Annotated in this window: 12 protein-coding genes; 2 read left to right on the top strand and 10 right to left on the bottom strand. The window is 31.7% G+C overall.

The window, feature by feature from the left end; translation table 11 throughout:
* From Q0772_RS05385 to Q0772_RS05365, 5 genes are all read right to left on the bottom strand, one after another.
* The gene (locus Q0772_RS05385) at window positions 1-903 is read right to left on the bottom strand and encodes a phage integrase N-terminal SAM-like domain-containing protein (protein ID WP_298341147.1); all 903 of its coding nucleotides are present in this window, start codon (window positions 901-903) and stop codon (window positions 1-3) included.
* Complete coding sequence (locus tag Q0772_RS05380; protein ID WP_298341145.1) at window positions 896-1,837, bottom strand: tyrosine-type recombinase/integrase; 942 nt, start codon at window positions 1,835-1,837, stop codon at window positions 896-898. Before Q0772_RS05380 ends, Q0772_RS05385 begins: the two co-directional genes overlap by 8 nt.
* A gap of 9 nt (window positions 1,838-1,846) precedes the next feature.
* Window positions 1,847-3,508 carry a hypothetical protein gene (locus tag Q0772_RS05375; RefSeq protein ID WP_298341143.1) on the bottom strand — a complete coding sequence of 554 codons (1,662 nt, stop codon included), beginning with the start codon at window positions 3,506-3,508 and terminating at the stop codon, window positions 1,847-1,849.
* Window positions 3,509-3,630: 122 nt separating this feature from the next.
* Complete coding sequence (locus Q0772_RS05370; protein WP_298341141.1) at window positions 3,631-4,329, bottom strand: hypothetical protein; 699 nt, start codon at window positions 4,327-4,329, stop codon at window positions 3,631-3,633.
* A gap of 167 nt (window positions 4,330-4,496) precedes the next feature.
* Complete coding sequence (locus Q0772_RS05365) at window positions 4,497-5,072, bottom strand: tyrosine-type recombinase/integrase (RefSeq protein WP_298341138.1); 576 nt, start codon at window positions 5,070-5,072, stop codon at window positions 4,497-4,499.
* A 353-nt stretch (window positions 5,073-5,425) separates the two neighbouring features.
* Here Q0772_RS05365 and Q0772_RS05360 point away from each other — a divergent pair, with 353 nt between their 5' ends.
* Window positions 5,426-6,289: a DNA cytosine methyltransferase gene (locus tag Q0772_RS05360; protein ID WP_298341136.1), complete on the top strand. Its 864-nt coding sequence runs from the start codon at window positions 5,426-5,428 to the stop codon at window positions 6,287-6,289.
* A 451-nt stretch (window positions 6,290-6,740) separates the two neighbouring features.
* Here Q0772_RS05360 and Q0772_RS05355 read toward each other — a convergent pair whose 3' ends face one another.
* The 3 genes from Q0772_RS05355 to Q0772_RS05345 all read right to left on the bottom strand — a co-directional run bounded on the left by Q0772_RS05355 (window position 6,741) and on the right by Q0772_RS05345 (window position 9,102).
* The gene (locus Q0772_RS05355) at window positions 6,741-7,283 is read right to left on the bottom strand and encodes a hypothetical protein (protein ID WP_298341134.1); all 543 of its coding nucleotides are present in this window, start codon (window positions 7,281-7,283) and stop codon (window positions 6,741-6,743) included.
* Window positions 7,284-7,986: 703 nt separating this feature from the next.
* Window positions 7,987-8,427, bottom strand: a complete 441-nt coding sequence (locus Q0772_RS05350; protein WP_298341132.1) for a hypothetical protein — start codon at window positions 8,425-8,427, stop codon at window positions 7,987-7,989.
* A 120-nt stretch (window positions 8,428-8,547) separates the two neighbouring features.
* Complete coding sequence (locus Q0772_RS05345) at window positions 8,548-9,102, bottom strand: hypothetical protein (RefSeq protein WP_298341130.1); 555 nt, start codon at window positions 9,100-9,102, stop codon at window positions 8,548-8,550.
* A gap of 93 nt (window positions 9,103-9,195) precedes the next feature.
* Between Q0772_RS05345 and Q0772_RS05340 the strand changes: the two genes are divergently transcribed.
* A complete protein-coding gene (locus Q0772_RS05340) occupies window positions 9,196-9,420 on the top strand; it encodes a helix-turn-helix domain-containing protein (protein ID WP_298341128.1) in 225 nt (74 codons plus the stop codon).
* A gap of 536 nt (window positions 9,421-9,956) precedes the next feature.
* Here the strand turns inward: Q0772_RS05340 and Q0772_RS05335 are convergent.
* Window positions 9,957-10,421: a hypothetical protein gene (locus tag Q0772_RS05335; RefSeq protein WP_298341126.1), complete on the bottom strand. Its 465-nt coding sequence runs from the start codon at window positions 10,419-10,421 to the stop codon at window positions 9,957-9,959.
* Entirely contained in the window at window positions 10,411-14,655 is a 4,245-nt protein-coding gene (locus tag Q0772_RS05330; protein WP_298341124.1) for a DUF6443 domain-containing protein, read from the bottom strand. Before Q0772_RS05330 ends, Q0772_RS05335 begins: the two co-directional genes overlap by 11 nt.
* Between the last annotated feature and the right edge of the window lie 3 nt (window positions 14,656-14,658).

The raw sequence follows: 14,658 nt of genomic DNA, 5'->3' as shown, positions 1-14,658 counted from the left end.
CTAGCGCATCAAATGAAACACATCCGCAGCACTTCTGTTAGCATTTGGGTCGTATTTCTTATAACTTTCAGTTGAGGTAATAAAACGATGTCTAGCTTTTCTTTGTGCTGTTCTTAAATCATCATGTTGCACCCAAAGTGCTAATACAGAAGCTCGTATTTGATGACTATTAGTTACTTTATAATTAATCGTTTTAAGCACTTTCATAACTTGTGTAGTAATGATGCTAAACCTATTGGAATTAAGCGGAAATAAAGCTTCTGAATGGTTATTAATCTTGTTTTGAAGCATTGCCCTGTCTTCAAATAAATACTGTCTTAGAGCTGGTATTTGCTCAGGTTTTAATTTATAAGTTTTGGGTTCAGATGTTCTAGTCCCTGGGATATGTAGTTTTTGTTTATCTAAATTAACATGGTCCAGCGTTAGACGTTTTAAAATGCTAGTATCTAAACCTTGGAATACCATAAAACCAGTAATAACTTTATTTCTAATGGCTACGTGTTTACAATTAGGTAATTTAATATTTAGCGTTGGAAAACAAACATATAATAGCTCCAATTCTTTAGCTGTTAATAACTCATGCTCATAACCTTTATCAATAACATAGTTGTAATCTTCAATAGGACTAACGGTGTAGATATCTTCATTTACTAGATAATCGAAATAGACCTTTATAGCACCTGTGTAGCTCTTAATGGTGGTGTCCAATAATGATTTATCATATTTGATTTTCTTACGTTTTAGAGCATTAAAATAGTTGGTACATTGTTTATAGGTCATGCATTCCACATCGTAACTTTTTTGCTTGCACCATTTTAAGAATGTATCTACAATACTAATGTAAGTTTCTATTGTAGATTCAGAATAAGTATTCTGTTTTAGATATGTTGGAAAATCATTCATCGTCATCTAAATCTATAAAATGAGTGTAGATTTGTGTGGATTCTAAGCTATTATGACCAAGAAATTCAGATACTTTTTCAATTGGTAATCCATTTTGCAATAAATGGGTAGCTACAGAATGACGTAGGTTGTGGAGGCTAATATCTTTGTCGATGATAGTTTCGTTTTCAGTTGCTTTAACAATAGCGGTTAACCTGTCTGCAAAACTCTTACCTAGCATGCGGTTACCGTTTTTGTTTACAAATAAAGCTTCGCATAAATGTGAATTATGGAATTGTGGTCTGGAGTTTATTATATAATCTTCAATAAGGTTTAGGTTATAATCATTGATAGGTACATACGGATTTTTACGCTTTTTGTTTCTGGACCCGTTACGTATATAGATTTGTTTATTATCAAAATCTACATCGCTGAGGTTTAGCTCCACAGCTTCATTTCGCCTAAGTCCGCATGAGTATAGCACCGCTAATATGGCTTTATCACGTAACCTAAAACGTTTTGATACATGTGAATAGTTAGTCGCTTCAAACAGTTCTAAAACTTCATCTTGGGTGAGTATATCCTTTTCAGTAATCGTATTGGTTTTTTCTGTTTTTAGATGCACACCAAAAGTCATTTTAAAATTGTTGTTCTTGAGATACTTCAGAAATAATTTTAGTGCTTCCTGATGTTTGTTTAATGAACCATTGCTTAATGCACCACCTCGTGTTTGGTTTTTACGAGTTGATAAATATTCGTAGTATTTAGTAACTATTTTGGTGGTTACATGGTTTAGATTCTCATGCCCTTTTGCTTCCAAATAGTTGAAGAATTCCCTAAGATGCGTAGGCATGTTATATACCAAAGATTCAGATTTGTTACGAGTAACTAAATCGTTTTGAAAATCATTTAAAATTTCTAAAAACGTATTACTATGTACTGGTAAATTTTTCATGGGCTTCCTTTAGTTTTGAGATTTGTGGCGAGTTTGAGTTAATTTACTAGTTTCCTGTGTTTTAAGTTCGCCATTATTGGAGTGGCGAACCTGTGGCGAGGTGGCGAGGTCTAAACACAGTTTTAATGCTTTATCAATAGTATTTTCTAAATCTTGGAATTCATCCACGATTAGCACTTCGTAACTATCTGAAATACTTTTAATATCTGGTCGCTTTTTAATGTAACCTTCGGTTTCTAGTAATCCATGATAACGTCTAAGTGTGGTTTCTTTTATTCTGAATTCACGTCTTATTTCTTGGTTGTTATAGGTACTGGTATTCCTTTCTTTTAGGTACTCATTAAGTTTTTCAAAGTAATCCCTCGTTGCACCATTTAAGCGGTCTGACTTGCGTAACAACACATCTTTGATAAGTGTATTAGCTAGTTTAATATCTTCTAAACTTGTTTCTATGTATGCTTCACCACTAGATTCATCGAACTTTTCTTCTCGTTGGTATTGGTTGTAAAATGTTATAACCTCAATCAATTGTAGATAGTGCATATTAGTACGCCTAGGCTTGAAAACAGTTCGTGGTAACTCTAAGTATTCAGCGTATGGATTAACTACTTTAACAGGTCTTAGAATACGTTGTATGTTACGTAATATCTTGCTTGCTTCCAGTTCTGTATCTACATTAATTCTACCAGCAGATTGTTTACGTTGGTATGCCATAATACGATTATCCTGCGCCTCGCTTTCATCTACATATAACAGAAAACTTCTGTTACTGTTATCTTCATAAACACTTTCTTTGGTGGTGCATCCTGCTACTGATACTGGACCTTCTACAATTAAGTTTTTTGTTTTACCGATACCACCAATACCTTTATGCACGATGCTTTTTGAAATACGTTTTTTGGTTTGTAATTCCCGTAGTGGTAACAGTCCATCTTCAGCACCGTCCATGTCTTCAATAAGGATTAACTTATTCTTAAGCTGGTATTGTTTGAAGTAATAAAAAGCATTAGCTGATAATTGGGTGAATTCTATTTTATCTTCATTTGGGATGAATTCTGCTACTTTACCTAACATGTGCGTTTTACCCGAACCACTAGACCCATGAATGATGCAATGCAGGGGATTGTCCATTTTGCGGGACGTAAATATGAGATATGCTAATAATCTGTTGGTTTCTTCACCTATAAAACCACTGGCATCAATTAGGTTATTGGTTTTGGTTAGTAAATCATCGGATTTTAGTAATGATTCAGCTTCGTTGTGTTCTTCTTCTGTTAGCTCAAAATCGTGGGTGTCTTCTTCTGCTTCTTGGGATTGAGTTTCCAACCGATACGATTCTAAAGCATCAGTTAATTTTATAAACGCTCTACGGATAGTTATATCACTTATTTCTAATCGATGTGATACCTTGATTATAAATTTCTCTAGCTCGGTATTACCAAAAAGATTGATACTATGACGTATAGGATTGTAACTATCTTTTTTATTGATTTTTACAGTTACCTGCATGCGGTCATGCCTTTCATCATTGAGTCCACCCGGAATTTGTATCTCTAAATCTTCATAGTTAAAGAAAAAATTGAGTTTGTTATCCGTATTGAGAGTTGAGACTACCTGTGTTTTTTTGGAATTTTGAACAGTATAGCCCTTGCTGTTCAAAGTATTTTCCATACTTTTGTTTAACATATTTATTATTTAATTTTAACCGATTACGTAATAATTTAAAAACATCTAAAGTTCCGACCGCCATCGGGACTTTTGTTTTTTAATTACTTATTATATTTCATTTTTATCTAATTTATATTTAATGCATATCCCATGTAATACTGCAATAAAGCCTTATTACTTAGTATGTCTGAATTCATTTGTGTGTCATTAAAAACTTCGCTGAAGCTAAAAACTATATTATCATTAGGTTCTACTTCTAATAGTGCTATTGTATCTTTTAAAGTACGATGCCCCATAAACTTTGAAATCTCCACAAAGCATTTTTTAGAATAATAATACCTCTCAAGATTTTTTAACGCCCATGCAATTTGAAATGCATTAGATTTCAATGGTTTTAAATGAAGTTTTGCTCCGATAATTTCTTCCATTTCCTTTAAAAAATCAGTAGCAAATTTTTGTAATTCTCTATTTAGCGTAGAAGTGGTTAGAGGTCTACCTGTTTTATAATTTTTATAAATTAGGTCATCCCAATACTCAAATTCAACTGCTTTATACGCCAACTCTATTGATTGCCTTGTAATTCCAATAATTGGTCGGTCATAATTGTCGTCTTCATCTGTTTCTATGGCAATCTTAACTTTGGCTTCATGGTCATCATCATGCAGTAAATCTTCCCATGTAATCTTTAGTTGATGCCCTATTTTAAAACCCCATTGTGGTCCATGAATACACATTAAAGCATGTCCATATTCTCCCTTCTCCCAAAGCCATAACCCAAATACGGTTAAAAGTTCACTTGACCAATGTTTTTCTTTTACTTCCATTTATATATAATTTGTTGTTTTTTCATAATTACAATGCAAATATAACGGAAATAATCGAATTATCCAAGATTTTTTCAATAAAAACATGATTTTACAACAAAAATGATATTTGAAATTCTATACTGAAAAAGATAAGACCCCATTATTCAAGGGGCTTACTGTAGTTTTTATACACTTAAATATAAATTGCTGATTTCTTGCTCCTGAATTCCTAAATATCGCTTAGTAACTGTTACAGAACTATGATTTAGTAAATCTGACAGTAACAATAGTGCTTTATCAGAACAGCCATTTTTCTCCCATATCTGACGTGATAGTGTTTTCCTGAGGCTGTGTGATGATATCCTACCTTCAACACCATATTTTTTAAAAACTTCTTTTAATTTATGGTTGATATGCTGAATGCTTACTGGTTTTTCTCCGAACCTGTTAACAAACATATACTGATTCACATCTGGGTTTATTTTAGCATATATACGTTGTATAATTTCCTGTAAATCTGGATGGATAGTAATTTTACGCTCTTTCTTGGTTTTCTTTTCTATGACATTAAGATATTCTTTATTTAGAACATTATTCCATTTTAAGATTCTCAAATCAGAAATCCTTAACCCAACATAACTACCTACGGCAATTAATAGGGCATATTTTAACTCACCATCTCTTTCTAGTTTTAAAACTGTTGATTGCATATCCTGCCACTGGATATAATCTGCACGTGTCTTCTGACCAAGTAAACTCATAATTTTCGTTTTTGTGTTTCGTTTTTGATGATTTTCAACCTAAGTGAAACTTGTTTATACTTCTTTTTGTTTAAAACCTCTCGAATGTGTTGATATTACTGGGTTTATTTTTTTATCCTTCTGATATTGAAAAAAGTGAAGGTTGTTCAACAAATATGGAAGGACAATTTGAATTACACCAGCATTTTTTCATTTTCCCGTTATAATGCGGAAAAAACTTTTTATCCGTAAAATCCCGTCATTAAAGGGTTTGTAGAGTTTTGTTGATACAAATTTTCATTTAACAAGGACTTTGTTCCCTGACGAAATATTTATAGAGAAACAACTCTATGAATATTGAAAAAGGAATTAACGTGCTATCGCTATTTGACGGAATTAGCGTAGCACAATTAGCATTAAAAGAATTAAACATTCCCGTCAACTATTATGCAAGCGAAATCGATAAAAATTGCATAAAATTAACACAACATCATTTTCCAAATACAATTCAATTGGGCAATGTATGTGATATAGACGGTACTACATTACCAAATATAGACCTGATGGTATTTGGGTCGCCATGTCAGTCGCTTTCGAGCTTAAATCGTGCCTCTAGAACAACAGGTTTGGATTCTGAAGATTCAGGGCTATTCTATGAAGCCTTACGGATATTGAAAGAGGTAGAGCCAAAATTCTACATTATGGAAAATGTAAAATCTATGCCTACGAAAGATAGAAATATAATTTCTGATTTATTAGGTGTAAAACCAATTGAAATAAATTCAAATTTAGTTAGCTGTAGTAATAGGTCCAGATTATACTGGACCAATATACCTAATGTAGTAGCACCTGAAGACAAAAACATTTCATTACAAGATTATATTGAAGATGGTTTTTTTGACAGAAAATTTTCAAATGCGATTCTCACCAAAAACATACCTTATACCAAAGCTGGTCTTATTAGGTATTTAAAAAGGAGCATTGGTCAAGTAGTTTTCCATGATAAGTCATTTGCTGAATTACCTAAAAAAGAAAAGCTTAAACGCATTTACCCGATGCCGTTGGAAGAAGTTAAATCTTTATATAGATTATTTACGGTTCAGGAACTGGAGCAATGCCAGACGTTACCAATAGGTTATGTTTCAGATATACTTAAAAAGACACCAGCTACACACGCAATTGGGAATAGCTTCACCAAAGACGTGATATCACATATTTTATCATTTGCTAACTTCTGATGGGTGGTACTTTTTTAAAATGTTTAAAACTACTGGGGCTACCTTATAATCGAAATTTAAAGGATATTTTGGTTTTTGCTGCTTTAACAATAAATCAAACTGTGTTGTGGTTACTATTAATCTCATAAGGTTTCTTTAATAATAAATAGTATCATTAATCACAATTGTTAAAAAAACAAGGAGCTTTTTATTTAGTTTGCTAAAACATATACAAACTTTATGAATGACTCCGATTGAAACTATATGATTCTGCCCATATCTATATATAAGAGCGGTAATGTGGACAAATGCTAATTAACATAAATGGTACCCCTTCCCGATCCTCGGGGAGGGGACTACCTATGTTTGAAGCTCATTATTAATGTATTACATATAATTAGAATATCCTTGGTTTTATAAACGTGGTGCTTCACACCCCCACTAGTTACCTCAAAAAGGAACATTTGGTACATTATACTTTGCTTAAATCTAACTTTTGGAAATGTTGATATACTGCTTCATTTCTAGCTACAAATGATTGAAACTCACCATGGTTTTTAAAATGAGTATTGGCTAAATCCAATAACTCATTCATAGTTTTGGTTTTAGTAAAATCGACCACATCAGGTCTTATTACATTTGGTATTACTTCACTTGGTGAAACTACATTTTGATTTATTACACTTGATGCTACCCACTTTTTTAAATCTTTTACACTCAAGTATCTTATCGTAATAACTTGCTCTCCTTTTTTTAGCTGAACGTATTCCTTACGTTTGTTTAGATATGGTTCTAACAGTTTTACAACTCTGGCTGCTGTTGATTCACTAAAACCATATTCATAGCCTATGCCTTCGTTACTCATATAGAATTCTTTACCTTGTAATTGGTAACTGATGATATGCGATAATACCATTTTACTTTTTGCATTTAGCTTGGTATTACGTCTTACGTTATTAAATAATCGAATGAATTGTCCCTCATTCCGGGCTTGGATGTCGTTTTCATTTTCCATCTTTTTAATTTTTTTTTTAAAATCTTATTATAATTATCCAACTATAAAAGTTAGATATTGATAATATAGTACAGATAGAAAAAAATTAAATAGTTAGTGAATACGAATTTGAGATTTCTTTTTTGAGCCTTCGAAAATGACACAGTATTAGAATAACTATTTATTAGAATAATATATTATAAGAATAGTATATATAAATAATACAATATCAAAATGACATTTTCAACTTCACTTGTGGTTACGTTGAAATATCATTTATGACTTTGAATCTAGGTTTCTTTTTTTTAATTGTAAATCACACATTCCAACTGGTACAGTTTTAATTGTAACCAATACCAATATATTTTATAAAATTAATTTGAGAAATTCACACACTCCAACTGGAATTCTATTGGTATCAACCAATTACTATAAATTTTATAAAAATCATTTAAAAGCTATACGCTCCAACTGATATAATGTTGCTTGCAGACCATTTCAATACTATTTTAAATAAAAAACAAACATCATCTTCAACCGTACCTTCTTAGAACCCCCGATTGCGCTCAACCCCCTTGAGGGCTATTCTTAGAACTTGTTTTGTATGGTTAAACTACTTGCATCAATAGCGAAATTGATGGCTTTAAATGCATTAAAAAAGACCGATAGGATTATGTATTTCCATCGGTCTTAAATACTTGAGAGACTATTAATTAATCCAATACTAGATTATATTTCGTTTCAACCAACCAATAGACAATGGTGTAAAACATAATTTAAAAAAATTAGAAACTACGTTTGTATTTTTCATTTTATTTAATTGTTTGGCTATACTAGAATAACTAAAAATCAGTAATCCAAACATAACAAAATAGATACCTGTTTTAAATTGGGTTAGATAGGAAATGTAACTTTTCTCAAATCCATTTAATTCTGAAATACTAGATTGAAATAAAGCCTTTTTAAGCGATAAATGAACGATTGAGATAGAAATAAATAACAATATAGGCAGTACTATATTTAATGTTTTAGATAGCTTAAAAAGCTTTATTTGGGTGATGGTTTCTTTAGCAAAAAATAACAATGAAAACAGTTGAAGAAAGATAAATATGTCGGTTAAAATAGAAACCGGAAAACTAATAATATTCTTATCATTTGCATACATAAACACAAACGTTATAAAGCTGATTATAGGCATTATTAGGAACAAAAACAGTATGGCGTTAGGTAGTTTTAGAAGTGGTCGCATAAGCTCTAATTTTGGATGATTGCCGAGGTTTTATGGTTATTTCTTAATGAGTATATCAATCATATTTCCGTTTCGGTCATGTAACACACCTTTTAGGTTACCATTGCATTCAATTTTTAGCATTCCACGTGATGGACTATTATTTGAGGCATCAAAAGAGCCACTAATTATTCTATAATTTTTTATAGTGATTAGGTTGCCAAGTTTTACTTGCCATGTACCTTCTAATCTATAGTTGCCACTAGTTATAATAATTTTATCCTCAATCCATTTGTCTCTAGCGTGGTCAAAACGTTTGGTAAACCGAACAGAGCCGTTACCATTTAAGGTAAACGAGCGTGTGTCAATGAGATAATTGTAGGTTTCTGAAGATGATAGTGAGCAATAACTACTTGTAGATTTAGTATTAGATTTACTTTCATTCTGTATTGTAGTGTTTTGCTGCGTTGTGTTTTGGTTAGAATAGTTCTCATTAGTGAACCAATTATAAATATTGCCTGAGTTTAACGTACAGATTAGTGTTAATGCTGAAAATAGAATATAGCCCCAATAGTTTTCGTTTTCGGATTTAGATTTGGTTGTATTCTCCATGATAATTGAATTTGGTGTTTCAAATATAGGAAAACATTTCTTTATTCGGGTTATCGTCCGAAATATTTGTGTATCAAAATATTTCTTTGTTATATGGTTGACATAAACAAGAAAATTTGTAATTACATAGCTAATGAATGGATATCAAAAGCTAAATCAAAAAGTAAATTTGCTGTCAATCATAATATTGACGAGAAAACTGTTCGTAAAATTGTAAAAGAAAAAGACGGTTATCGCATACCAGTTAAAACACTTCAAAAAATATGTGAAGCTCGTGAGATTAAAATATCAGAGTTCTTTCAACTAATTGAGGAATAGCGTATCAAATTCATATCTAACATAATTTCGTATATTTGAAGTAATGGATTTATTGACAATTATAGGAATTGTATCTTCTGTTTTGGGGATTTATTCGTTCGTTAAGAACGATACATTACTAATTTCCTTTTTTAAAAAAACTATTTTTTTGGTTTGTTGCACACAACAAATATTAATTCCATTGCATATAAAAAAAATCTAATTTGAAAATTAGAGCTCTAATTAATCCGTAATTTTTCCGTAACTAAATTTAGATTATTCTTTTAATACTAATGATATAGTGGTTTCAAAAAATCTTTACATGAAAGGTAATCCGAAACATGTCGATTAGATAAACACTGTCTTTTTCAACCACAAAACCATTATTTTCATTACTCAACAATAACAGAAATAACCAAATTGACATCAAAAAATCGGACTATAAAAACAAAAAGGATATACCAAAGTATACCCTTTATTTTAATTGTTTCTATTGAATTTTAATTGATTATCAATTAGTTAGAATAACAATATTTAATATCAACTAATTTGACCGACTACCTTCTTTGAATATCAAATCTACACGGATAATCATTGTGAGCGTCATCATAGAAATTTATAGTAAAAGAAAAACCAGAGTTAGTATCTAAAATAAAGCAAGTATTGTTTTCATCTAATTTTGCAATTTTTAATGCATTTTCAAATGCTTCCTTGGAATCTACTTCAAACATTCCACAATATTCAAAATCATCAGTAAACATATAACAAGAAGAACCATCTTCAAGCTTGAGATATACTTCTCTCAATAAATCAGATTCAATAAAATTTTCATCTGAATTAATGAACTCTGTTCTTTTAACAATTTTTTGTAACCCTTTTTTATTTAATTCTTTTAAGATTAAATCAGACTTTTCTAAATCAATCCATTCAAGCTTAGTGAATTCTTTAAACAATAGCTTATAAGCCTTTAATTTAAGTTTTCCTTTTTGTTTTCTTTTTAAAATGTTTAATTTATTCGTCATATTCAGCTTTAGATTTAGGCTTCCCCATTTGTGGCTTATTATTATTTCCACTTCGATTTAAACCATCAGGAGAGTTAACATCTTTCTTTGTTGGTCCAGCTTCCCAATGGGGCTCTCCTTTGTGACTTACATCATTCTTTGCATCTTGAACGGTACTCTTCTTATCTCTTGTTAAAAATACCTTATCTTTAGATTTAGTCGCTTTATCTGGAATAAGTGGTTGACTTGTTGGTATTCCAGCTTCTCTCATAGCTTCCCTTCTAGCTGCCTTACTTGTTTTTTTTGTAGTTTTTAATGCATCAGAAGCTAACTCTACTCCCTTCTTTATCTTTTTTCCAAAAGGTATTATCCCTAATGCTGCACTACCATAATTCCCTTTAGAAATATCTAAAGCTTCTCCAGCTCCTGGAAGTTCATCAGCAAGGTTTTCAATAACTGGGTCATCCCTTACTGATTTTAAATGTGCAACAGCTAAATTATCTCCATCCTTAACATTACCTAAAGTCCTCTTGACCGTCTTTAACAGATATCCCAAAAGTCCACTACTAGGAAAAGGCCACATCCCATCAGGATCTTGAAAGAAAACAGGGTTATCAAACGAAAAGTTATATGGTGACCACCTACGCCCATTTTCAGCTAACGGGTCAAGATTCATCCATCTCCCCAACGCAGGGTCATAATTCCTAGCCGTAATATCGTACCAACCTAATCCTAACTCATCCTGATACTCCTTACCACCGAATTTTCTTTTAAGCGCAATATTAGTACTTCCAACATTCCCATTATACCCTTTATGTTTAAGTCCAAAAGGATAGTAGTTGTTTTCTTCTAGTATTTCAAATTCCCCTCTACTGATAACTATATTATCTACATAAAACTGAGTAGCAGAGGCAATACTTGAGGCTATATCAAACTTTACATATATTCTTGCTACATTAGAATTAACTATTGTGTGTGAACTTTGAAAAGTACCATTTTCAGCATTAGCTACAAAATACCACCCAATGCTATTATTATTAGCATCTCTTTCATTAACAATTAATCTTATAGGCACTGTTGTAGTGTATTTATCGAAATCTAATTTAACATGAACCTTTTCTCCTACATTAAATGGCTCTATAAGATGTTTACCCGTACCAGTATATTGATTCTGTACTGTAACTTTTAAACGACCATTTTCATTAACTCTGACTCCATTCCAATCAGCTAATCCACTATCAAATGTATCATAATTTAATTGTAAATATCTATCATCAGCTTTATAGCTCAATCTTGCATTTCCTAAATGGTCTTTGTATTGGTATACATAATCAAAACCATTTTCAGCATCTACATACCCTTCAGGGTGGTTAAAGAATTTCAAAGAACTACCTTCGTAAACATAATTGCCTGCATAATATGTAGTAGTTGCTGTACTACTATTGTTATAAACAGCTTTACTAAGTTTTACACCTGTGGCATCGTAAATGTACTTAATTTTTTTGTTATTATTGTTCTCAAATTTTACTTCATCAGGAAGGTTTAAATGATTGTAGGTAATACCGTTGGTTGTGGTAGTGCCAATACTTTTGTTTAAATCCTTGACCATATTACCATTAGCATCATAGGTATAATCATCAAGACCTGTATTTTCTTTTACGTTACCATCTTTAAAGCCTTCAATACCTGTTGCGCTTAAACCTATACCATCTTTTACATTTAGTAATTTATTGCCATCATAACTATAGGTTAAATCATCCATCGTTGTAGAGCTATACCATGTTTTTAGTGGATCATTTAAATCTGATGGCATCCTACGTACCATTCTCTCTATATTTCCATTTCGGTCGTATCCATAAATATACATATTATACTTATATGTACTAATTCCTGCCTCAGAAGAATGTGCGTTAATAATCCTGTTTAATGCATCGTAATTGTATCTATATTCTTTTAATCGGTTGTCTTCATTATTAGTTTTCCAAAAAGTATGGCTAATATTACCATTATATAACGGAGTTAAACTACCAGTAACAGTAACTTCAGGTTGGTTATAGGTTAATCCAAAGCCAAACAAATCGTTACCCAAATTAATAGGGTTGTTTATGGTTTTTAACCAACCTCTTATATTGTATGTATAATCTACGTTTTGTAGTCTGTTGGTATTACTACCACCTACGCCTTTACTTTGTAATTGTCCCAGCTCATCATAGTGATTTTCTGTGATTACCTCTAACGCATTTGTATTATTTAACTCTTGCGTTTGCTTAGTTAATCGTCCCATATGGTCGTAAGTAAATAAATCTTTGGTTATAACAGTAGTTGATTGTTTATTATGATAGGTTTCCATTTTATCAACTGCACCTGTGAAATTTAATTTACTTGCTGTAACATCAGTAGTTTCTAAATAGTTGTTTTTACTGGCTACATATATTGGGCGTGCTTTTGTATCATAACCCGTAATTGTTGTTATCCATTTTGTAGGTGATGTATTTAAAACTTTAACTTTGCTACCTGTTGCTAAGCCTTTGGTTAAAGGCTTATTGTTGTTATTATGATTTATAACGGTTTGCCCTTCATAGTTTATTGGAAGTGACATTCCATCTTTATCAAAAGTATAGTCATCATAATAATTAATCGTTAATATTTCTAAATTAGAATATGGAAAATTGTTATTATAATAATAAATACCTTCAAATCCTATATCACCAGGATCTGCCTTAACTTCATAATTTTCTGAAGCACTTTTATTATTAAAAAAACCTTGTAACGTAGCCCTGTCTAAATTACTATTATAAAGGCCAGTATATATCACTCTACCAAAAACATCATACTTTGTAAACAACCATTGGTTATCAGATAAATTGGGATTATTAATGGCTAATAAGTTGGCATCTTGCGTTAATACCGGTCTATCCAATTTATCATACACGATATATTCTTTTCCTTTTCCAGGGATTTTCTTCTCTATAAGCCTATTACGCTCATCGTATTTGTATTGATAAGCCAGTTTGTCTAAATCATTTGGATTTATAGCTAAAGGTGAAAATGTGGATTGAAAGTCTTCTATATCAAAAGATACACTAAAATAAATATCACTATTTGAAATTACAACATCATGTGAATCAATGTAGATATCTCCGTCTTGCATGTAAACTGTTGCAGCAGATACATTCCCATCCATAATATCCCCTAAGGTGATATCTGGTATGAGATTAAAGTTTGAATCTGCTAGTTTTCCGTCTTTAAAAGGCACTCCTATGGGCCCTGGTATGTTATTATACATTTCTATGTACATATGAAAACCACTAGAGTAAACATTCGCCTCGAAATAAATTACTGTTTGAGTTGACCCATTGAAAAAAGGAGATGGTTCATTATAAAACTCATCATAGTATCCATTTATATCAAAAGCATGCTGTGCAATATTATTGTAAGTAAGCAATTCTGGAGGGAGCACAAAGGTTAAATTACCATAATCGTCATACACATAATAAGTGTCGTGCCATTTATTGTTATTATAAGTTCGTTTTAAGACAATCTGCCCTTGCTTATCCTTATATTCTTCTGATGTATGATTTTTTGAATAACTGGTATTAGGTTTCCAATTTTCATCTTTGGTAATAGTTTTGTACAATTCATTAGGTTGATAAACCCCACTTTCTACTAATGTTGGTGACCCGCTGGATAAATCAACCTCAAAAAGGCGTATCATATCTGCATCTGTATTGGTTCCGTGCTCAAATTTTATGGTGTGGTCTAAATCATCATCACTGGTATCGGTTGGCGTAACACTTTCGTTAAGTGCCCAATCAGCTCCTGGGGCGGCTTGTTCCAGAAGCCTGTTTAAGGGCGAGGACTCAAAATGTTTTTCCAAATAGGGATTTAGAGTATTTTCATACTTTAAAGTATTGTAGAAGTTTTTAGTTTCTAATTCGATATCTCCTGGTCTAATATCTAAATTTCCTGATCCGTCGGTGTATGGCAGATAATCCTTTGTTTGCCTTCCAAATTCATCGTAGTTTATATGGGTTATTATATCTTCTTTATTACCGCCTGCCGCAACGGATACAATTTGTTTGGGACGACCAAGACCGTCAAAATAGGTAACACTTTCTATTTTTTCATCAGCTAACACAGATCCAGTAGTAGTTTCAACTTGATATGTTGTGGTTTTTATGTAATTCTCTGTGGGGGTCTGCCCAATAACTAATACTGGAAAAAACATAACTAAAATATATATTAATTTTTTCATCGT

The sequence above is a fragment of the uncultured Algibacter sp. genome (assembly GCF_947490405.1).
GTDB lineage: Bacteria > Bacteroidota > Bacteroidia > Flavobacteriales > Flavobacteriaceae > Algibacter_B.
The sequence above is the reverse complement of the archived record's forward strand: the minus strand, read 5'-3'. Positions and strand labels throughout refer to the sequence as shown.